The sequence below is a fragment of the Mangrovimonas sp. sgz306409 genome, assembly GCF_059735265.1.
Genome location: NZ_JCAPEU010000007.1, coordinates 252,654 through 271,510 on the forward strand (window position 1 = coordinate 252,654; position 18,857 = coordinate 271,510).

23 protein-coding genes and 1 tRNA gene are annotated in these 18,857 nt (G+C 38.0%); 17 read left to right on the plus strand and 7 right to left on the minus strand.

Annotated elements, in window-relative coordinates:
- The first annotated feature begins 145 nt into the window (after positions 1-145).
- The 6 genes from AC6I5C_RS13325 to AC6I5C_RS13350 are packed head-to-tail and all read left to right on the plus strand — an operon-like array spanning position 146 to position 4,541.
- Entirely contained in the window at positions 146-1,087 is a 942-nt protein-coding gene (locus tag AC6I5C_RS13325) for a mechanosensitive ion channel family protein (RefSeq protein ID WP_497905579.1), read from the plus strand.
- Positions 1,084-1,767: an SDR family NAD(P)-dependent oxidoreductase gene (locus tag AC6I5C_RS13330; protein ID WP_497905580.1), complete on the plus strand. Its 684-nt coding sequence runs from the start codon at positions 1,084-1,086 to the stop codon at positions 1,765-1,767. The genes AC6I5C_RS13325 and AC6I5C_RS13330 overlap by 4 nt, the downstream gene beginning before the upstream one ends.
- A gap of 32 nt (positions 1,768-1,799) precedes the next feature.
- The gene (locus AC6I5C_RS13335) at positions 1,800-2,312 is read left to right on the plus strand and encodes a glutathione peroxidase (RefSeq protein ID WP_497905601.1); all 513 of its coding nucleotides are present in this window, start codon (positions 1,800-1,802) and stop codon (positions 2,310-2,312) included.
- Positions 2,309-2,773 (plus strand): TspO/MBR family protein, encoded by a 465-nt coding sequence (locus AC6I5C_RS13340; RefSeq protein ID WP_497905581.1) that lies wholly within the window; start codon positions 2,309-2,311, stop codon positions 2,771-2,773. The genes AC6I5C_RS13335 and AC6I5C_RS13340 overlap by 4 nt, the downstream gene beginning before the upstream one ends.
- Positions 2,773-3,240, plus strand: a complete 468-nt coding sequence (locus tag AC6I5C_RS13345; protein WP_497905582.1) for an SRPBCC family protein — start codon at positions 2,773-2,775, stop codon at positions 3,238-3,240. The genes AC6I5C_RS13340 and AC6I5C_RS13345 overlap by 1 nt, the downstream gene beginning before the upstream one ends.
- Positions 3,237-4,541, plus strand: a complete 1,305-nt coding sequence (locus AC6I5C_RS13350; protein WP_497905583.1) for a cryptochrome/photolyase family protein — start codon at positions 3,237-3,239, stop codon at positions 4,539-4,541. Before AC6I5C_RS13345 ends, AC6I5C_RS13350 begins: the two co-directional genes overlap by 4 nt.
- An 81-nt stretch (positions 4,542-4,622) precedes the next feature.
- On the opposite strand, the gene AC6I5C_RS13355 is transcribed toward AC6I5C_RS13350, so the two are convergent.
- The 4 genes from AC6I5C_RS13355 to AC6I5C_RS13370 form a co-directional block, all read right to left on the minus strand.
- Complete coding sequence (locus AC6I5C_RS13355; RefSeq protein ID WP_497905584.1) at positions 4,623-5,150, minus strand: hypothetical protein; 528 nt, start codon at positions 5,148-5,150, stop codon at positions 4,623-4,625.
- 180 nt (positions 5,151-5,330) lie between these two features.
- Entirely contained in the window at positions 5,331-6,647 is a 1,317-nt protein-coding gene (gene murA / locus AC6I5C_RS13360) for a UDP-N-acetylglucosamine 1-carboxyvinyltransferase (protein WP_053977292.1), read from the minus strand.
- Positions 6,648-6,652: 5 nt separating this feature from the next.
- Positions 6,653-7,306, minus strand: a complete 654-nt coding sequence (locus AC6I5C_RS13365; protein WP_053977293.1) for a DUF4290 domain-containing protein — start codon at positions 7,304-7,306, stop codon at positions 6,653-6,655.
- Positions 7,307-7,492: 186 nt separating this feature from the next.
- Positions 7,493-7,786: a DUF493 family protein gene (locus AC6I5C_RS13370; protein WP_053977294.1), complete on the minus strand. Its 294-nt coding sequence runs from the start codon at positions 7,784-7,786 to the stop codon at positions 7,493-7,495.
- 170 nt (positions 7,787-7,956) lie between these two features.
- On the opposite strand from AC6I5C_RS13370, the gene AC6I5C_RS13375 reads away from it, so the two are divergent.
- From AC6I5C_RS13375 to AC6I5C_RS13395, 5 genes are all read left to right on the plus strand, one after another.
- Positions 7,957-8,496, plus strand: coding sequence for an AAA family ATPase (locus AC6I5C_RS13375; protein WP_497905585.1), 540 nt, complete (start codon positions 7,957-7,959; stop codon positions 8,494-8,496).
- 2 nt (positions 8,497-8,498) lie between these two features.
- Positions 8,499-10,406, plus strand: a complete 1,908-nt coding sequence (locus AC6I5C_RS13380) for a RecQ family ATP-dependent DNA helicase (protein WP_497905586.1) — start codon at positions 8,499-8,501, stop codon at positions 10,404-10,406.
- Positions 10,403-11,353 carry a methionyl-tRNA formyltransferase gene (gene fmt / locus AC6I5C_RS13385; RefSeq protein WP_497905587.1) on the plus strand — a complete coding sequence of 317 codons (951 nt, stop codon included), beginning with the start codon at positions 10,403-10,405 and terminating at the stop codon, positions 11,351-11,353. Before AC6I5C_RS13380 ends, fmt begins: the two co-directional genes overlap by 4 nt.
- A gap of 198 nt (positions 11,354-11,551) precedes the next feature.
- Positions 11,552-11,824, plus strand: coding sequence for an HU family DNA-binding protein (locus AC6I5C_RS13390; protein ID WP_053977298.1), 273 nt, complete (start codon positions 11,552-11,554; stop codon positions 11,822-11,824).
- Positions 11,825-11,984: 160 nt separating this feature from the next.
- Positions 11,985-12,545, plus strand: a complete 561-nt coding sequence (locus tag AC6I5C_RS13395; protein ID WP_053977315.1) for a YqgE/AlgH family protein — start codon at positions 11,985-11,987, stop codon at positions 12,543-12,545.
- Here the strand turns inward: AC6I5C_RS13395 and AC6I5C_RS13400 are convergent.
- Both AC6I5C_RS13400 and AC6I5C_RS13405 read right to left on the minus strand, forming a co-directional pair.
- Complete coding sequence (locus tag AC6I5C_RS13400) at positions 12,542-13,390, minus strand: aminotransferase class IV (protein ID WP_497905588.1); 849 nt, start codon at positions 13,388-13,390, stop codon at positions 12,542-12,544. The two genes, AC6I5C_RS13395 and AC6I5C_RS13400, sit on opposite strands and share 4 nt — an antisense overlap.
- 55 nt (positions 13,391-13,445) lie before the next feature.
- Positions 13,446-13,838 (minus strand): START-like domain-containing protein, encoded by a 393-nt coding sequence (locus AC6I5C_RS13405; RefSeq protein WP_053977300.1) that lies wholly within the window; start codon positions 13,836-13,838, stop codon positions 13,446-13,448.
- Positions 13,839-13,975: 137 nt separating this feature from the next.
- On the opposite strand from AC6I5C_RS13405, the gene AC6I5C_RS13410 reads away from it, so the two are divergent.
- The 4 genes from AC6I5C_RS13410 to AC6I5C_RS13425 all read left to right on the plus strand — a co-directional run bounded on the left by AC6I5C_RS13410 (position 13,976) and on the right by AC6I5C_RS13425 (position 16,647).
- Positions 13,976-14,049: transfer RNA gene (locus AC6I5C_RS13410), tRNA-Met, on the plus strand.
- A gap of 55 nt (positions 14,050-14,104) precedes the next feature.
- A complete protein-coding gene (locus AC6I5C_RS13415; protein WP_497905589.1) occupies positions 14,105-15,454 on the plus strand; it encodes a tyrosine-type recombinase/integrase in 1,350 nt (449 codons plus the stop codon).
- Positions 15,447-16,175, plus strand: a complete 729-nt coding sequence (locus tag AC6I5C_RS13420; protein ID WP_497905590.1) for a hypothetical protein — start codon at positions 15,447-15,449, stop codon at positions 16,173-16,175. Before AC6I5C_RS13415 ends, AC6I5C_RS13420 begins: the two co-directional genes overlap by 8 nt.
- Positions 16,176-16,221: 46 nt before the next feature.
- Positions 16,222-16,647, plus strand: a complete 426-nt coding sequence (locus AC6I5C_RS13425; RefSeq protein ID WP_497905591.1) for a hypothetical protein — start codon at positions 16,222-16,224, stop codon at positions 16,645-16,647.
- 34 nt (positions 16,648-16,681) lie between these two features.
- On the opposite strand, the gene AC6I5C_RS13430 is transcribed toward AC6I5C_RS13425, so the two are convergent.
- Positions 16,682-17,071 carry a hypothetical protein gene (locus AC6I5C_RS13430; RefSeq protein ID WP_497905592.1) on the minus strand — a complete coding sequence of 130 codons (390 nt, stop codon included), beginning with the start codon at positions 17,069-17,071 and terminating at the stop codon, positions 16,682-16,684.
- Between the two features lie 99 nt (positions 17,072-17,170).
- Here AC6I5C_RS13430 and xerA point away from each other — a divergent pair, with 99 nt between their 5' ends.
- Complete coding sequence (gene xerA / locus AC6I5C_RS13435) at positions 17,171-18,301, plus strand: site-specific tyrosine recombinase/integron integrase (RefSeq protein ID WP_497905593.1); 1,131 nt, start codon at positions 17,171-17,173, stop codon at positions 18,299-18,301.
- A gap of 119 nt (positions 18,302-18,420) precedes the next feature.
- On the plus strand, positions 18,421-18,807 hold the full coding sequence (locus AC6I5C_RS13440; RefSeq protein ID WP_497905594.1) for a hypothetical protein: 387 nt from the start codon (positions 18,421-18,423) through the stop codon (positions 18,805-18,807).
- The last annotated feature ends 50 nt before the right edge of the window (positions 18,808-18,857 follow it).

Sequence of the window (18,857 nt, forward strand, 5' to 3'; positions counted from 1 at the left end):
ACAATCTTCCTTTGCAAACATCTTTTAGAAATAGTAAATTATATCACGATTTAATTATCAATTCTCAAAAAACGGAAAGAAAGGAATTCAAAAGTTTTCCTCTCTCTAACATTACCCGTATTTTATATTTCTAAAAATCAACTATATGACTTTTATAAGACGTTACATCACTCCGTTTTTAATTATTCTACTAGCGATATTCCTTCCTAAGTTCAACCTACCGTTTATTCAAAATTCAGAGAATGTCCATTACGTGATGCGTAAAATTAGTTCCATCTTATTCATCATCGCCATAACATGGACGATTATTGTATTGTTAAGGGTTTTTAAAAAGAATTATCTTGAAAATTACGACCTCAACCAAGAAGACAACCTACAGGCCCGAAAGCTTTATACACAGTTCAACATTTTGGAGCGCATCATCATTTTTGTGATTATCACCATTGCCATAGGCTCTGGATTGATGCTTTTCGAAGGCGTTAGAAAATTTGGGCTAAGTGTCTTTGCTTCGGCGGGTATTGCGGGAATCATCCTTGGGTTTGCTGCCCAAAAAGCCTTGGCCACCATTTTGGCTGGTATGCAAATTGCCATTTCTCAGCCCATCCGTTTGGACGATGTATTGGTGGTGGAAGGCGAATGGGGCTGGGTAGAAGAAATCACCCTAACCTTTGTGGTAGTAAGAATTTGGGATAAACGTAGACTGGTGTTGCCAACTACCTATTTTATTGAAAAGCCCTTCCAAAACTGGACCAGAACCACCGCCGAAATCTTAGGAACCGTATTTATATACACCGATTACAATATCGATTTTGACGCTCTTAGAAAGGAACTTACCCGTCTATTGGAAAACACGCCTTTATGGGATAATAAGGTAAATGTATTGCAGGTGACGGATTCCAAAGAATTCAGTGTAGAAATACGTGCCCTTATGAGTGCCAAAAACTCTCCTGAAGCTTGGGATTTACGCGTGTACGTTAGAGAAGGCCTGATTAAGTTTATACAACAAAACTTTCCAGATAGCCTGCCTAGAACCCGTGTATCTATTTTAAATGATTTTGATAAGAAGACAGAAATAAAACAATCATGAAAACTGTAATTATTGTAGGCGGAAGCAAAGGTATTGGCAATGCCATCCTGAATACCTTGTTGGAAACCCATCAGGTCATCAATATTAGTAGAAGTGCCCCGCAAGTGACACATCAAAACCTGACACACTACACTTGCGACATTTTAACCGATACATTACCCGATATTCAACAGGCCGATGCTTTGGTATATTGCCCAGGAAGTATCAATTTAAAACCTTTTCCTAGATTAACCTTGGATGATTTTAGATCCGATTTTGAGATAAACGTTCTTGGAGCTGTAAAATTCATACAACAATATTTACCTATTTTAAAAAACAGTGAAGCACCGTCAATTTTGTTGTTCAGTACGGTAGCTTCCAAATTGGGCATGCCTTTTCATTCCAGTATTGCGGCCGCAAAATCAGGAGTTGAAGGTTTGGTAAAATCCCTTGGAGCCGAACTTGCCCCTAGTATCAGAATCAATGCCATTGCCCCAACGGTTACCGATACGGAATTAGCTTCCAAACTATTGCGAAATGACAAAATGAAGGACAATATTATTGAAAGGCATCCCCTTAAAAAATTCCTAAAGCCACAAGAAGTTGCCGATTTAGCCGTATTTTTATTATCAGAGAAATCTGCTTCCATATCTGGCCAAATCTTCCAAATGGACTGTGGCATCACAACCTTTAAAATTTAAAACTTATGCGAACCTTAATACTCATAGTAACCATGTTTTCACTATTTAAAACATCTTCCCAATCAGAACCAAAACAGTCTATTTACGACATTAAAATAAACAGCATCGATAATAAACCCATCAATTTAGCGGACTATAAGGGCAAGAAAATCCTCTTTGTTAATGTCGCTTCCGAATGTGGATTTACACCTCAATATGAAGAATTGGAAGAATTGTACGAAACTTATAAAGACCAATTGATGATCATCGGACTTCCATGTAACCAATTTGGAGGTCAGGAACCAGGTAACGCTGATGAAATCAAAACATTTTGTGAAAGAAATTACGGTGTGACCTTTTTAATCACCGAAAAGATTGATGTGAAGGGAGACCAACAACATCCGCTATACCAATGGCTCACGAACAAAGACATTAACGGTGTTTCAAGTTCTGGTGTGAAATGGAATTTCCAAAAATATCTGGTGGATGAAAATGGACACTTAGTAGACTATTACTATTCTATCACCAAACCACTAAGCAAGAAAATCACAAAACACCTACAATGAAACTATTCAAACTCATTCTTGTTTTTTTGATTATCAATTTTGGAGCCTTGGCCCTGGGGACCTGGTTTATGGACAACGGTCCACATTCCGATTGGTACCTCAACCTCAACAAAGCGCCTTGGACTCCTCCCGGATGGGCTTTTGGGGCTGCTTGGTTTACCATCATGCTCTGTTTTTCCATATACATGGCCTATTTGATTCGAGATTTGGGTTCTAAGTATATCTGGACGCTTTTTACGGTTCAGTTTATTTTAAATGTATCCTGGAATTATGTGTTTTTCAAACAACACCTCGTGCTTCCAGCCTTGTTCATTATCATCCTTTTAACCTTGGTCGTAATCTATTTCTTTTTCAAATACCGCATTGAAAATGTTCGGGAAATGCGACTCCTACTGCTACCCTACATTGTTTGGTTGGTTGTGGCCTCGTCCTTGAATGCTTATATTTTTCTTTACAATTAATGCAGATTTATACCTTACATAGAATTCAGAATCTGCCAATTTCCGTAGAAGAGGCATGGCAGTTTCTTTCCAATCCAAAGAATTTAAAAACTATCACACCAGATTATATGGGCTTCCATATTATTTCCGGTGCAGAAAAATCCATGTTTCCGGGGCAAATTGTGCAGTATTGGGTCTCTCCTATTTTGGGCATAAAAACCAAATGGGTTACAGAAATTACGCATGTTGAAAACCATAAATATTTTGTAGACGAACAACGGTTTGGTCCTTATGCGCTTTGGCACCATAAACATTTTATAAAACCCATTGAAGGAGGCATACAAATGGAGGATGTCATTGATTATAAATTGCCCTTTGGCATTTTGGGTCAAATGGTACATCCATTTTTAGTGCGACCAAAATTGGAAGAAATCTTTCAATACAGATATGAAAAATTAGAAGCCATCTTTGGCAAATATTCCTCATGAAACAAACCATCAATATATTCTGGTTCCGAAGAGACCTGAGGCTAAATGATAACATTGGGCTGCAACAGTCTCTACGAGGAGATTATCCCATACTGCCTATTTTTATTTTCGACTCTAATATTTTGGAAGATCTCCCAAAGGATGATGCTCGTGTCACTTTTATATATCAAACCATTCAAGACCTTAAGAAGACTCTTGAAACAAATTATGAAAGTTCGTTGCCCATTTATTACAAAAGGCCTTTAGAAGCTTTTAAACAGCTTACGCAAGACTATCATATCAATGCCATATATACCAACCACGATTATGAACCCTATGCGAAACAACGGGATAAAGAGATAGAACAATTCCTTTCCTCAAAAGACATCATATTCAACAGTTTTAAAGACCAAGTTATTTTTGAAAAGGATGAGATTGTAAAACAGGATGGCACACCCTATGTGGTCTATACGCCTTATATGAAAGCATGGAAAGCTCGTTTTAAAAGTCTATCCTTTGAGGAAACAACCCCCGACGCCAATTTTGATAATCTATTTAAGCATACTCCAACCAAAAATTTTACTCTGGAAGATTTGGGGTTTGAAGTCTCTTCACAAGAAATTGCGCCTTACAAGCTGTCTTCAGAAAGCATCCAAAACTATGAAGCCACCCGAAATTATCCCTCCCAGGACAGCACTTCCCGTTTAGGGCCTCATTTACGCTTTGGTACCGTGAGTATTCGAGACATTGTAAAACAAGCAGCAGCCGAATCGAATGAAGTGTTTTTACAAGAATTGATTTGGAGAGAGTTTTTTATGCAAATTCTTTGGCATTTTCCACATACGGCCACACAAAGTTTCAAACCTAAATACGACAATATTGTATGGCGAAACAATGAAGAAGAATTTAAAAAGTGGTGTGATGGCAATACGGGCTATCCCCTAGTAGATGCAGGTATGCGACAATTGAACGCCACTGGGTTTATGCATAACAGGGTGCGTATGTTGGTTGGTAGTTTTTTATGTAAACATCTTTTGATAGATTGGCGCTGGGGAGAGGCTTATTTTGCTGAAAAACTTCATGATTACGAAATGGCCAGCAATATTGGCAATTGGCAATGGGTAGCAGGCTGTGGTGTCGATGCCGCTCCCTATTTTAGAATTTTCAATCCCACAACACAAATTGAAAAATTTGACAAAGACTTAAAATACATTTCCAAATGGGTACCAGATTTTCAAGAACTCATCTATCCACAGCCCATGGTGGATCACAAAGAGGCCAGAGAGCGTTGTTTAAACACTTATAAGGCTGCATTGAATTAAGTTTTGAATCCAGAACAATGAAAATAAAGAATTTTACATTATAAAAAACGGAAGGAATTTCACATCTACTGACGATAAGTTTTATTCATGTAACAGTCTATTTTTTAAAAAGTCATTCTCCAATTCCACAATTAACTTTTCTCTATTTTTCATATGAGCCAATACACTTATTAATGGTAGGTCTTGATACATATAATTCAAATAGTCAAATTTCTTACCATCCCGATTCTGAACAACATCTGTATTTAACTCTTTTCGAACTCTTTTGGCTAAATTTTCATCTATAATCAATTCCAAGATATCAGTTCTATAGTTTTCTAGTTTTGAAATGAATTCAGCCCCGTTTAGATTATATTTTTCGCCATTGAAGAAAAATTCGTTGATAGGTTCTTTCTCAGAAAATTCACCATTGTAATTGGTTGGGTCTTCAATATTTCCAATTAATTCCGTGTATGTTTTGCGCAAATATTTAAAGTATTCAGTTGTCAGACTATCGTATGATTTTGCCACCTCATCCTTGATGAGTTTCTCATCTTTAAGGCTTTCCGAAATTTGAGTTTCCAACAATTCTGTTGATTGAATGGATTCTTCAATTAATAGTCCATACATGGCATATGGTTCTTCCTCTTGTTTACAAGAAAATATAGTTACAAATAAAAATAGAAATGTAATTTTTCGCATAGGACTTATTCAACTTACGGTCAACTTTTAACTAAAAGATAATTTACATAAAAAAAACCTGTAAAGAAACTCTCCTTACAGGTTTTGTTTTATTTAATTAAATGCTTTTTAGTTACCACTTACACGCTCAATCTTCGCGCCAATAGCTCTTAAACGTTCATCAATGTTTTCATAACCTCTATCAATCTGTTCGATATTATGGATGGTAGACGTTCCTTTGGCAGATAATGCCGCTATCAATAGGGACACCCCTGCTCTAATATCTGGGGACGTCATGGTTGTGGCTTTTAAGGTCGATTTAAAATCATGCCCGATTACGGTTGCTCTGTGCGGATCGCAAAGAATGATCTTAGCTCCCATGTCGATTAATTTATCCACAAAGAATAATCGGCTTTCAAACATTTTCTGATGAATCAAAACACTTCCTCGTGCTTGGGTAGCCACTACCAAAATAATACTCAATAAATCTGGTGTAAACCCTGGCCAAGGTGCATCAGAAACCGTTAGGATAGACCCATCAATATAATTCTGGATTTCATAACCATCCTCATGCTTTGGTATATGAATATCGTCGCCTTGACGCTCTACAGTAATCCCCAATTTGCGGAATACATTTGGGATCAATCCCAAATCATCCCAACTTACATTGGTGATGGTCAATTCACTTTTGGTCATGGCAGCCAAACCTATCCAGCTCCCAATTTCAATCATATCCGGAAGCATCCTATGTTCGGTACCGCCCAATTGGTCCACGCCTTCAATAGTCAACATGTTGGAACCAACTCCTGTAATCTTCGCGCCCATTCTATTCAACATCTTGCAAAGTTGTTGCAAATAAGGTTCACAGGCGGCATTATAGATGGTCGTTGTGCCTTCGGCCAAAACCGCAGCCATAACAATATTGGCAGTTCCTGTTACCGAAGCTTCATCCAAAAGCATGTAGGTTCCTTTTAGCTTTTCAGCTTCAACCCCATAAAAATGGTCTTCACGGTTATAACGGAATTTAGCTCCAAGATTGATAAACCCTTCAAAGTGCGTATCCAATCTACGACGACCAATTTTGTCTCCTCCTGGCTTTGGAATATATCCTTTCCCAAATCTTGCCAAAAGCGGCCCTACAATCATGATAGATCCTCTTAAGCCTTTTCCGTCTTCCTTAAATTCGGCAGACTCCAAATAGGCCATATTCACCTCATCGGCTTTAAAAGTGTAGGATCCTTTTCCTATTTTGTTGATTTTCACCCCAAGTTTCCCCAACAAATCAATAAGTTTGTTGACGTCTACAATATCCGGAATGTTATGTATGGTGATTTCTTCTGCAGTAAGCAATACTGCGCATAGAATTTGTAAAGCTTCGTTTTTCGCTCCCTGAGGCTGAATTTTACCTTTTAACTGGTGGCCTCCTTCAATTACAAATGTACTCATTAAGTTTAGTAACGTTTTCTGTTTCGGTTGGAATTGTTATTACTCTTTTTGTGATGTGTTTTTTTACTGCTTGATGCAAATTTCTTTTTACTGCGCATCAAACTTGTAGAATCTGATAAATCTTCATCACTCTCCCTAAGGTTGATTTTACCTCCTGACAATTCGTAGAGATGACCAAAAATAACATCGTCTTCAACCGTATCCTTGTTCCAATTCAAGAAACACTTTTTCATGTGGTTTGCAATGGTATAGATCAGGGCTTCCTTAAGCTCCCCATCTTCCCAAGTATTGGCAACATCTATCATGGTTTTGATATTGTTCCCGTAAAACCTGTATTTTGGATGGTTTTGAGGATATTCCAAAGGTTCTGGACGCGACTGCAGTTCTTCCCTAGAAGGTTTTTCGTAAGGAGAGTCTACATCAAGGTCGAAATTGGCCATGATGAAAAGTTGGTCCCAAAGTTTATGTTGAAAATCCGGCACGTCTCTTAAGTGGGGCTGCAAGTTCCCCATCACCGAAATTATGGCCTTGGCCACTTTATTGCGTTCTTCCTTTTCTGGGATAGCTTTTGCGTAATTAATCATTTTTTGCAAGTGCCTCCCATATTCGGGAATGATTAAATGTTCACGCTCTGTATTGTATTCTAAATCGTCTATCAAAATAAATTATTGAGGTATTTACAATAGTGCACGTAGTTTGGTCGCACTCTTGCGCAAAATACAAAAAAATTGATTAGTCCACGAAATTAAACAAGGGGAAATTTCCTCTGTATCACTTCAAGCAAGCTTGTGCAACTATTTTGAACGGATTAGTCTCACTACTGTTAACAAACCTTAATGGACTTCCTATAAACTAATAACCCCCTCTACCTTGGCAGCCACCTCTTTATACTTTGCAATTACGGCGTCTGGATCTTGCATGTTCACATTTACGGAAACACTGGTATATTTTCCGTTTTTGGATTCGGTAGTGTTGATCACAGCTCCCATATTGTTGAACAAAGATTCAATGGTAGCTATTTTTGAAGCATCGCTAGGAACGATAAATTTATATAGATATATAGAAGGCCAAGATGCCGTATCGTATAATTGAGATCTTAGTTTCTTATAGAATTCTTCTGGATTTCCTTGTATGCTCATCGTCAATTTTTAATAGGCAAATATACGGTTTCCTTTGTATTAATCACACCCTATTCTTTCATTAACACCGATATTTGTTGACTGGAAACCTTATTCCCTAAATGGGAATTTAGGCCTATAATTGGTAATCATTATTTAAATTCCGAATTTTACGGCATAAATTCCGTGCATTGAACACTAAAAGAATCGTAATAACAGGAGGTCCCGGTACCGGAAAATCGTCCATTATAGATGAACTGAAACAACGCGGCTACAATTGTTTTGATGAGATTTCACGTCAAGTAACTTTGGAAGCCCGCAAAAATGGTATTGAACAACTGTTTTTGACCGAGCCTCTTAAGTTTAGTGAAATGCTTTTGGAAGGTCGGGTAAAACAGTTCTTGGATGCAAAGCACCAAGAAGAAAAGGCCGTGTTTTATGACCGTGGCATCCCAGATGTCCTGGCCTACATGGATTATATTGGAGACCAATATCCTGTTTCTTTTGTTGATATGTGCGAAAGGCATACCTACAACTATGTGTTTGTATTGGCACCTTGGCAAGAGATTTTCCAAAGCGACAGCGAACGCTATGAAAATTTTGACCAAGCGGTTAACATTCACAAACATTTGGTGGCGACTTATGCTAGATATGGTTACCAATTACACGATGTCCCGTTTGCCTCCGTCTCCAATAGAACCGATTTTATCCTAGGGTTATTAAATCTTTAGACATGCACCCTATACAAGTTTTAGAACGGTATTACAACCATACCTCCTTTAGACCACTTCAGGAGGAAATCATCAATGCGGTGCTCGAAAATGAAGACACCTTTGCCCTATTGCCAACTGGAGGAGGGAAATCGGTATGCTTCCAAATTCCAGCTATTATCAAAAAAGGAATCTGTATTGTAGTGTCTCCCTTGGTGGCCCTTATGAAGGATCAGGTGAATAACCTCAACGAAAAAGGCATCAAAGCCATGGCCATCACCAGCGGCCTTAGTGCTGAACGATTAGATACACTTTTGGACAATTGCATTTACGGGAATTACAAATTCCTGTACTTGTCTCCGGAACGGCTTCAGCAAAGTTTGGTTCAGGACAGGATTCAACAAATGAATGTCAATCTTATCGCGGTAGATGAAGCCCATTGTATTTCGCAATGGGGAAACGACTTTAGACCCGCCTATAAAAACATTAATGTTTTAAGACGTCTGCACCCTACGGTGAACATGATTGCACTTACCGCAACGGCCAAACCCGATGTGGTGGAGGATATCATGAAGGAGCTCGACTTTATTTCACCTAAGGTATTCCGAGCCTCCTTTTACAGGCCCAACATTGCCTATATTGTGGTTGAGGCTGAGGATAAGCTTTATAAACTTGAACAAATACTAAAAAAACATCAGGGCGCTTCTATTATCTACGCCAGAAATAGAAAGTCTACGATTGAAATAAGTCAGTATCTGTCTCAAAAGGGTTTTGCGAGTACCTTTTTCCACGGTGGGCTAAACAGCGATGAAAAACAAGACCGCTTATATGCCTGGACCCACAACCAAACACCCATTATGGTGGCCACCACAGCTTTTGGTATGGGGATTGACAAACCGGATGTAAAAACGGTGATTCACATCAACTTGCCCGAAAGTTTGGAAAGTTACTACCAGGAAGCCGGTAGAGCGGGTAGAAATGAAAAAAAGGCCTTTGCCGTTATCTTAAAAAGTAAAGCGGACGAGCAACAGCTACACAACCAGTTTTTAAAGACCTTACCGAGTATGGACTTCATCAAATTGGTATACAGAAAGCTATGTAATTACTTCCAGGTATCCTACGGCGAAGGTGTTAACAGTGTATTTCAATTCAATTTTATAGACTTTTGTAAAGCCTATGAGTTCAACACCACACTTGCCTATAATGTGTTGCAGTTGTTGGACCGAAACAGCGTGATATATCTATCACAACAATTCAACCAACAAAGCAAAGTGCAATTCATAATTAGCAACCAAGCACTTTTTCATTATTTGGACACTCATAGAGACTTGGCCATTATCGTAAAATCCATCCTCAGAACCTACGGAGGAATCTTTGAACATTTACTGAAAATAAATACCAAACTGGTTGCCAACAAAGCAAGTTTGCCAGAAGCTATCATTATTAAAGCTCTTGAACAATTGCAAAAAGATGAAATCATCAACTTTCAACATTCCAACACCGATTCTGAACTCACGTTTTTACAACCACGTGAAGATGACAAAACCATCAACCGAATTTCAAAAATCATCTTGCAACAACACAAATTAAGACAAGATCAAATCACTTCGGTTATCAACTATACCAATAATGATAGCATCTGCAAAAGCGTTCAACTGCTGAAATATTTTGGAGAAGACGATGTTAAGGACTGTGGCATTTGTTCGGTATGTATTTCAAAAGAAAAACAAAAAAAGCCAGCCAATGCAGACCTTAAAAGCATTAAAAATGCCATTATTACCGCGTTGGAAAACGAACCGTTATCCTCTAGAGACTTAGCCAACCTACTTCCCTACGAAGAGCATGAGCTTTTAAATGTTTTAAAGCTCATGTTGGAACACCATATAATTAATATTACACCCACAAACACCTATAAATTAACACACACATGAAAAATTCCCCTCGCATAGTATTTATGGGCACACCAGAATTTGCTGTTGCCAACCTTGACGCCCTAGTTAGTAAGGGTTATAATATTGTGGGCGTTATCACGGCTCCAGACAAACCAGCGGGTCGCGGTAGAAAGCTCAACCAATCGGCCGTAAAGACCTATGCCCTTTCCAAAGGCTTGAATGTTTTACAGCCAACAAACCTAAAATCGGAAGCATTTGTTGAAGAATTAAAAGCTTTGGAAGCCGATTTGCAAATCGTGGTTGCTTTTAGAATGCTTCCAAAAGTGGTTTGGGACATGCCTAAATATGGTACTTTCAACCTTCACGCCTCCTTGTTACCAGATTACAGAGGTGCCGCACCAATACATTGGGCTATTATTAATGGTGAAACCAAAACGGGTGTGACTACTTTCTTTATAGATGAAAAAATTGACACCGGTGCTGTTATTCTACAAAAGGAAACAGCTATCGCTCCAGACGAAACCGTAGGGATGCTCCACGATCGACTGATGCATATGGGAAGCGAACTTATTATAGAAACTGTTGATCTTATCGCTGCAGAAAATGTGACTACTACTATTCAGCCCCAAAATGACGATTTAAAAACAGCCTACAAACTAGACAAAGACAATTGTCAAATAGATTGGAACCAACCTTTGGATAGCATTTACAATAAAATTAGAGGTTTGAATCCATTTCCATCGGCTTGGTGCTATTTGGAAAATAATGGAGAAAGCTTAGCAGTAAAGATTTTTGGAATTGCCAAGGAAGAAAGTTCGCCTAATGATACTGTTGGTTCCATTCAAGTAGCAAAAGACCATTTAAAAGTTTCGGTTAAAGATGGTTACCTTATTATTAAGGAAATTCAGCTTCCTGGAAAGCGCAAAATGGACGTTAAATCACTTTTGAACGGATTTCAGTTTTCAAGGGGGGCAAAAATGCTCTAAACCCTTGCTATTGCTGAAAAAATTGAAAACATCGACGAAATACACATCCTTTATTAACAAATCGTTAAAGTTATCAACAAATATTTGCATTTCCCTTGCTATTACTTGCGTGAATGGATTATCCGTATAAATTTGTAAGAGGATTTAACATAAAACGTTTAACCCAACTATTTATTTAATAATTAAAAATTTAAATTTATGAACAAAACAGATTTAATCAATGGAATGGCAGAAAACGCAGGAATTTCTAAAGCAGCTGCCAAAAAAGCATTAGATTCATTATTAATTGATATCGAAGGAGCTTTGCAAAAAGGAAATAGAGTTTCTTTGGTAGGATTTGGTACTTGGTCAGTTTCTAAAAGATCTGCAAGAGAAGGAAGAAATCCACAAACAGGTAAAACTATCCAAATTAAAGCTAAAAACGTTGTGAAGTTTAAAGCTGGATCTGATTTATCGGACGCTATTAACTAAAAAATTAAGAACTAAAGAAAATTTCTTTTAGTCCTTTTATAACTTATACTTAAAAAACTCACTTTCAAAGTGAGTTTTTTTTTACGTGTATGTTGATAGTCAATCATTTTTGTTGGTTTTTAAAAAAAATAGTTTTAGATTTATGATAAATCATACTGCTATGATTACACTTCAACCCAAAAAAGGCCACTTGTTAGTGGCAGAACCATCGATTATTGGAGATATGTCTTTCAATAGGTCTGTGATTTTACTAGCCGACCATTCTGATGAAGGCTCCATTGGCTTTATATTGAACAAGCCACTCCCTTACACACTAGGTGACCTCATTACAGAAACCGACGCCAACATTAAGGTATTCAACGGCGGGCCTGTAGAGCAGGACAACCTGTACTTTATCCATAAGGTCCCGGAACTGATTCCGGACAGTATAGAAATATCTAATGGAATATATTGGGGAGGCAACTTTGAAGTTGCATTGGGACTTCTGAACAGCGGACAGTTAGCAAATTCGGATATCAGGTTTTTCCTGGGCTATTCTGGTTGGGAACCCAACCAATTGGACCGAGAACTACATTCCAATTCATGGGTGGTTTCTGAGAATATTTATAGAAATGAGCTTATCAGAAAAAGCGGAGACAGTTTTTGGAAGGAAAAAATGCTAGAATTTGGAGGCGAGTACTGCATATGGTCCAACGCCCCCGAAAATCCAAGCTACAATTAAGAGAGCCTGATTTTCACATTCAGCTTTTCAACCAAAAGATTCGCTATGGTAGTTCCAAAGGTTTTCTTCCTATACTTTGTTATAGGCTGGATACCTGTGATAACATTGGTCACAAAGAGTTCGTCTGCCTTTTGCAGTTCAAAAGGAGAAATGGACGCTTCGGAGAACTCATAGTCGCCCATATTCAATAGCAATTCTATAATTTGTTTTCTCATCACCCCCTTTAGACAGCCATCTTGTAATGGTGGAGATTTTATTTTGTCTCCTTTCACCAAAAACAAGTTTCCGTTTAGAGCTTCTACCACCTGTTTTTCCGTATTCATCAACAGACAGTTTTGCAATTGGTTTTCTTGGGCATAGATGCTTCCCAATACGTTAATAACCTTATTATTGGTCTTTAGAGTACTCAACAAACCTGGAGCTACATAATAATCTTTAAACAAATCTACTTCATAGGCTTTATCCTGATCGATGCTATAAAACGGAGTCAATAAGGGCTCTGCCACGACATTATAATTAATGCTTTTATGCAAAGGTGTGTACTTCCCACCTTCTCCCCTATCTACAGTAAACCTGACTCTAGCAGTACCATTGGATAAATTGTTTGCCTGAACTGTTTTTAAAATTTCTTCCTGAAGAAATTCCATGGTAAACTCCATAGGGATTTCCATTCGTAAAATACGCATGGAAGCCATTAACCTAAAATAGTGGTCTTCCAAAAATAGAATCTTGCCATGCACCACCTTAAAAGTTTCAAAAAGCGCATCACCAAATTGGTAACCTCTATTTTTGATTGACAGATTAAACTGCGTTTCTTCCTGAAGTGTTCCGTTTAAATTGATCATAAAAAAAGTCCCGATTAAAAATCGGGACAAATATATAACTTATATTACTGTTAGTCTAGGCGGAGCCTAAAACATGTTTCAAATCTGAAATTTGGTTCTCCCAAAGCATTTTGGCCTCATCCATTTCATCCTCATCTATAAAATCTGTAATGATCAAGGATACATCCTTAGTAATTTCATCTACCTGTATTTTTATCTCAAAAAAATAAGAGGCATCAACTGCATCGTCATTGAGCCATCTAAATTTTATACGCTCCCCACTTTTTTTGCTCAGCATTTTTGCTTTCTCCTCACTATCGTCCCAAATAAAGGTAAAGATTTCCCCTCTGGAATTCACATTGTCTGCAAACCACTCGGACAAACCTGAAGGTGTTGATATATATTGGTATAACAATTGAGGCGAGGCGTGGATAGGAAATTCTATTTCTAACTTAATTTTTTCTTCCATATATAACATTATTATCTCGCTCAAGATATACATTAATTGGTTAGTTTAAAACAAAAAAATAAAAAATAATTTAATGCATTTATATTTGCGGAAACTAAATTTGTTTATATATTTGCACCCGCGAAAGCAAAAAAGATGGCGAGATAGCTCAGTTGGTTAGAGCGTTGGATTCATAACCCAGAGGTCCCGAGTTCAAATCTCGGTCTCGCTACAACAAGCAATCATTTGCAAACGAGCGGTTTAGGCTTTACTAAACCGCTTTTTTTATGTTTACATCTGAACAGATTTTTGCTTTTGCATACGAAAGTGAATACGAAACTGCATACGATTTGTCCCAAAAAAAGAATTTTTCCAACCCAAAAATCTACACCGCAAAGGGCGATATTTCCAAACGTTGGTACGTGTATTTTTCATTCCGAGACCCGAAATCTGGAAAGCTAAAACGGATTACCCCCTTTTATGGTGAGACCAATAAATATAAAACCAAAGAAGAGCGCCTTGAGGTACTGACCATTTACAGAAAGACCATCCTGAAACTTCTTAAGAAGGGGTACAACCCGTTTGCTGACAATACGGAACTCTACCAAAAACTGAACGGTAAAAAGGAAGAGGAAAATACCGTTGTTCCAAAGACCGAACTGGACAACACTCCCAAAGAGGAGAAAATATCAATTGAAACAAAGTCTCCTGAGGTTGAAATCCCCCAAACATCCCTTAGGGAAGCCTTTGACTTTTCCCTGAACATCAAAAGGAAATTGCTCAGCAAAACAACCGTAAAGGGATACGAAGGCAGGGTCGATACGTTTCTGAAGTGGGTCGAAAACAATGCTCCCGAGGTCAAGAACATTGAACAGTTGAACAAAAAAGTGGTCTCTGCATTTCTAAACGATATGCTGACAAACACCAGTGCAAGGAACAGGAACAATTACCGAACGGATTTGAGCAGTCTTGTGCAGGTCTTGGAGGACAATGACATCATAGAATCAAATTTCATAAAGAAAATCCCTGTTCTAAAATCCACTCCAGAGAGGAACAAGACCTATTCCAACGAAACCCAAGAGGCCATATTTGAATATTTGGAAGAGAAAGACCCGATTCTCCTATTATATATAAAGTTTATCTCCTATAACTTTTTGAGACCAATCGAAGTATGTAGGCTAAAGGTCAAGGACATCAATCCAGTGAGCAGGACCATTCAGTTCAAGGCAAAGAACAGTCCTTTGAAGACCAAGATAATCCCTGAGATTCTTTGGAACGAACTTCCTGACCTCTCAAAAATGGACGGCGAGTCCGTACTGTTCACTCCCGATAAATTGGGCGGGGACTGGGACACGGCACTGATCAATAAAAGAGACTATTTCTCAAAGCGGTTCAAAAAAGTGGTTAAGGACCATTTCAATTTGGGAACCGATTATGGACTCTACAGTTTCAGGCATACCTATATTACCAAACTCTACAGGGCATTGGTGAAGGAATCCTCTCCATTTGAAGCTAAAAGCAAGCTCATGCTCATTACTGGACATTCATCCATGGCAGCTCTGGAGAAATATTTGAGGGATATCGATGCCGAACTGCCCGAAGATTATTCTGAAATGCTAAAACAAGCCAATGAATAGAACACCCCTACACGATTTCTATTTGGATCTCCTTAAAAATCTCTGGATCGATTTTCTGTTCTTCATTCCGAACGATTCAATTTTGGCGGAGGAACTTATGAAAATTGAAGCCCTAAAAGAAAAGGACTTCTTAAACAAAGCCATGCTGTTCGACAACTATGCGGGTCCAATTGAACTGGACAGCAAACGGGACAGTGGCAAAATGATGATGAAAGCAGGGACATTGGAAAAAAACTTTTTCCAATTGCTACATAAAAAAGGGGAATCGGAAGCAATTGAATTTGACTATGTGGCAAAAAAATATCTGGAACAGTTGGAGGCCATCTGTTACGTCACTGGTTGGCTCAATGACAACATGGCCCAGTACCTCGATAATTTGAATGAAGCCACTCCCCTTTTCAGGCTACAGCATACAAATTACACCGAACATAGAAATCTCTTTGTCCAACACTTCTGCAAACCGAATTTCCAGGCCCAAAATGTCAAGCCGAATATAAAATCCATCATTGGGGATTCTTTTGATGAGCTCCAAAAATTAAACGATAACGGTTTTAGTTTTGAAGGAGTCCACAATCAAACCCCAAAAGAACCTTTGACCGATACCCCTCAAAAAATAAAGGCAAAAACAATTACTGACAAGCCCGTTAAAAAACAGCCGCTTATCAGCAATGAGGAAGCCGAAAGAAGTATTTTAAAAGGTATTTTTAGGTTGGATCTGTAAACTTTCTTACATTTATGCGTAAATTAAACGTTTAATTTACGCATAAATGAAGGAAACCGAAATTTGCAGATACTGTGGAGATGAGTTTATCCCCACAAGAAGAGGTGCTCAAAAATTCTGTAGCAATTCCTGTAGAAGCCGTAATTGGCAACAGAAACAGGGAGTCCCTAATTTAATTCCAACAGCTAAAGAAACTGATCTAGCTCCGCCAAAGGAAGACAAAAAAACAAAAACAGAGCAAATGTCGTGGGGTGGCGTGGCAAATAACATCGCAGGAAATATGGCCTATGACACAGTAAAGAAAATTTTCACCCCAAAAGAAAATGAACCGGCAACAAAAAAAGACATCGAGGACCTAAGAAACCTAATAGCCAACAGATACCTTCCCGTCAACAATGTTCCAAAGGATCATATGGGCAGAACTGCATTTTATGATGTTCAAACGGGAAATGTGGTATTCTTTCTTACTTGACAAACAGTACGGAGTATTGTTTTTCTCATAATATTCAATGCTCCATATATTCCTGCCATTTTACAAGCACATATTTGTCCTTTCCGTGTTCGCTCCTTTTCAAAAAACCAAACTCGAAAACGAACAGGTACACATCCCCCTTGCTGTTCTTCCAATAATGGGTGAAGAATTTTGGATTGAAGCCCTCTTCAAGCAACACTCCACATCTTACAGTGGACTTCCCTTCCCTATTGTAAAGCTTCAATATTTTTCTATTATTGCGCAAGACACGTAACACATCATTGTAAAACTTTAGCTCCCCTTCCAGACTCTTTTTATAATGATAGGCACTTTTGCAATGGTCATTACAAAATTTCTTGTCGGAACGCCCTTTTAGTTTCTTCCTGCATTTCAAACATCTAACGGTTGGTTTCAACTTATCCATTTACAAACGTTTATAAACGAATACAAATGTATCCTATACGTTTAACATACGACTAAGTTATTTATTTTCAGTAATATTATATTAACCAAACCAAAAATAATGGAAGTCAGAAAACATATCTCACTCAAACACCTTTTGATTGACAACAAAAAGTACATTGGGCTCAAGTTCAATTCTGACAAGGTTCTGAACAGCATGATAAAAGAACTGAACGGCATTGAATGGAGTACGGATTTTGGAATGTACTACATACCAAATAATCAAAAAAACCTAACATCAATCTTCAATCTTTTCCGTGGTGTAGCTTGGATCAACACCAATTACTTTTTCGAAAAATCCAATGCAAAAATGCTTGATGAGGAATTTGATGTACAATGGTTCAGGAACAGGGAAAAACCAGATGGTTACAAAGTATGTCCTGATTCATACCTTGACAAACTTGAACTCAAGCATTATGCCAACAATACAGTAAAAACGTATGTCTCATGCTTTGAAAAGTTTATCAACCACTACCCCGACAAGGACATTGACAATCTGGATGAGCTGGACGTTAGAAACTATCTCATGCATTTGGTAAGCCTTAAATGGTCAAACTCCTATATCAACCAAACCATCAACAGCATCAAGTTCTATTATGAAATGGTACTGGGTATGCCAAACAGGTTCTATGATATTGAACGCCCTAGAAAACAAACGAAATTGCCAATTGTCCTGTCCAAAACAGAAGTAAAAAATCTACTGGAAGCGACCACCAACCTTAAACATAAATGCATCCTATCTCTTCTCTACTCAGCAGGCCTGAGAAGAAGTGAATTGCTAAACCTAAAACCCACGGATATTGACAGCACTAGAATGCTAATTAAAGTAAACGACGCCAAGGGTAACAAGGACAGATATACTTTATTGGCAAAATCAACACTTGATGATCTGAGGAAGTATTATGTTGAATATAGACCAGAGACATACCTCTTCGAGGGACAAAGCAGGGAAAAATACAGTCCCACAAGCATTGGAAGAATAATAGACCAAGCTTCAAAGAAGGCTGGAATAAAAAAACGAGTGACTGCACACACTCTAAGACATAGCTTTGCCACACATCTTTTGGAGGCAGGTACCGACCTGCGATACATTCAGCTACTATTGGGACACAATTCCACAAAGACGACCGAGATTTACACCCATGTAGCTAGCAATACGTTTAATTCTATTACAAATCCTCTGGATATGTAAGAATTATATGTAGATTTGATGGAATAAATATAATGGGGATAAACACCATGGTGTTTATCCCACCGTTGTGGTACATTACTATGATACGACTAACTAATATTTTTACACTGCTGATAACCTTGACACTTTTAACAAGCTGTGAAGGATTCAAAGTTTTGACCATTCATAATACTTCTGGCTATAATGCCAAAGTAACCGTTCGACCAGGAATTGAATATTCAAATAAAAATCAGATTACTAATTATCCGAACAACCTGAAATCAGAAAGTTCTGTGGTCGTACTTCAACCTGACAGCTCGATGACAGTTCTCTCAATTTTTACGGGAACGATGTTTAACGTGAAAATCAAAGAAAGGGAACTAAGAACTGATTACATAAAAATTGAAACACCGACCGACACGATAATTGCAAATTCTAGAAAGGAAATAATTAACCTTATTTACGGAAAACGAAAAGGACAAATAAAAGGTGAAGGACGAAACTTTGCGACAATCAAAATTGAATAGAAAAAATAAAAACGTACCACAACACAGTGTATAATTCATTGCTTCTGATT

Excerpts from the sequence above, each read along its gene's own strand:
- AC6I5C_RS13395 (WP_053977315.1), top strand. The coding sequence starts at position 11,985 with ATGATTACACTTCAACCCAAAAAAGGCCACTTGTTAGTGGCAGAACCA.
- AC6I5C_RS13405 (WP_053977300.1), bottom strand. The coding sequence starts at position 13,838 with ATGGAAGAAAAAATTAAGTTAGAAATAGAATTTCCTATCCACGCCTCG.
- AC6I5C_RS13430 (WP_497905592.1), bottom strand. The coding sequence starts at position 17,071 with ATGGATAAGTTGAAACCAACCGTTAGATGTTTGAAATGCAGGAAGAAA.
- AC6I5C_RS13370 (WP_053977294.1), bottom strand. The coding sequence starts at position 7,786 with ATGAGCATACAAGGAAATCCAGAAGAATTCTATAAGAAACTAAGATCT.
- AC6I5C_RS13420 (WP_497905590.1), top strand. The coding sequence starts at position 15,447 with ATGAATAGAACACCCCTACACGATTTCTATTTGGATCTCCTTAAAAAT.
- AC6I5C_RS13425 (WP_497905591.1), top strand. The coding sequence starts at position 16,222 with ATGAAGGAAACCGAAATTTGCAGATACTGTGGAGATGAGTTTATCCCC.
- murA (WP_053977292.1), bottom strand. The coding sequence starts at position 6,647 with ATGAGTACATTTGTAATTGAAGGAGGCCACCAGTTAAAAGGTAAAATT.
- AC6I5C_RS13400 (WP_497905588.1), bottom strand. The coding sequence starts at position 13,390 with ATGATCAATTTAAACGGAACACTTCAGGAAGAAACGCAGTTTAATCTG.
- xerA (WP_497905593.1), top strand. The coding sequence starts at position 17,171 with ATGGAAGTCAGAAAACATATCTCACTCAAACACCTTTTGATTGACAAC.
- AC6I5C_RS13415 (WP_497905589.1), top strand. The coding sequence starts at position 14,105 with ATGTTTACATCTGAACAGATTTTTGCTTTTGCATACGAAAGTGAATAC.
- AC6I5C_RS13325 (WP_497905579.1), top strand. The coding sequence starts at position 146 with ATGACTTTTATAAGACGTTACATCACTCCGTTTTTAATTATTCTACTA.
- AC6I5C_RS13340 (WP_497905581.1), top strand. The coding sequence starts at position 2,309 with ATGAAACTATTCAAACTCATTCTTGTTTTTTTGATTATCAATTTTGGA.
- AC6I5C_RS13350 (WP_497905583.1), top strand. The coding sequence starts at position 3,237 with ATGAAACAAACCATCAATATATTCTGGTTCCGAAGAGACCTGAGGCTA.
- fmt (WP_497905587.1), top strand. The coding sequence starts at position 10,403 with ATGAAAAATTCCCCTCGCATAGTATTTATGGGCACACCAGAATTTGCT.
- AC6I5C_RS13390 (WP_053977298.1), top strand. The coding sequence starts at position 11,552 with ATGAACAAAACAGATTTAATCAATGGAATGGCAGAAAACGCAGGAATT.
- AC6I5C_RS13355 (WP_497905584.1), bottom strand. The coding sequence starts at position 5,150 with ATGTATGGACTATTAATTGAAGAATCCATTCAATCAACAGAATTGTTG.
- AC6I5C_RS13330 (WP_497905580.1), top strand. The coding sequence starts at position 1,084 with ATGAAAACTGTAATTATTGTAGGCGGAAGCAAAGGTATTGGCAATGCC.
- AC6I5C_RS13380 (WP_497905586.1), top strand. The coding sequence starts at position 8,499 with ATGCACCCTATACAAGTTTTAGAACGGTATTACAACCATACCTCCTTT.
- AC6I5C_RS13345 (WP_497905582.1), top strand. The coding sequence starts at position 2,773 with ATGCAGATTTATACCTTACATAGAATTCAGAATCTGCCAATTTCCGTA.
- AC6I5C_RS13335 (WP_497905601.1), top strand. The coding sequence starts at position 1,800 with ATGTTTTCACTATTTAAAACATCTTCCCAATCAGAACCAAAACAGTCT.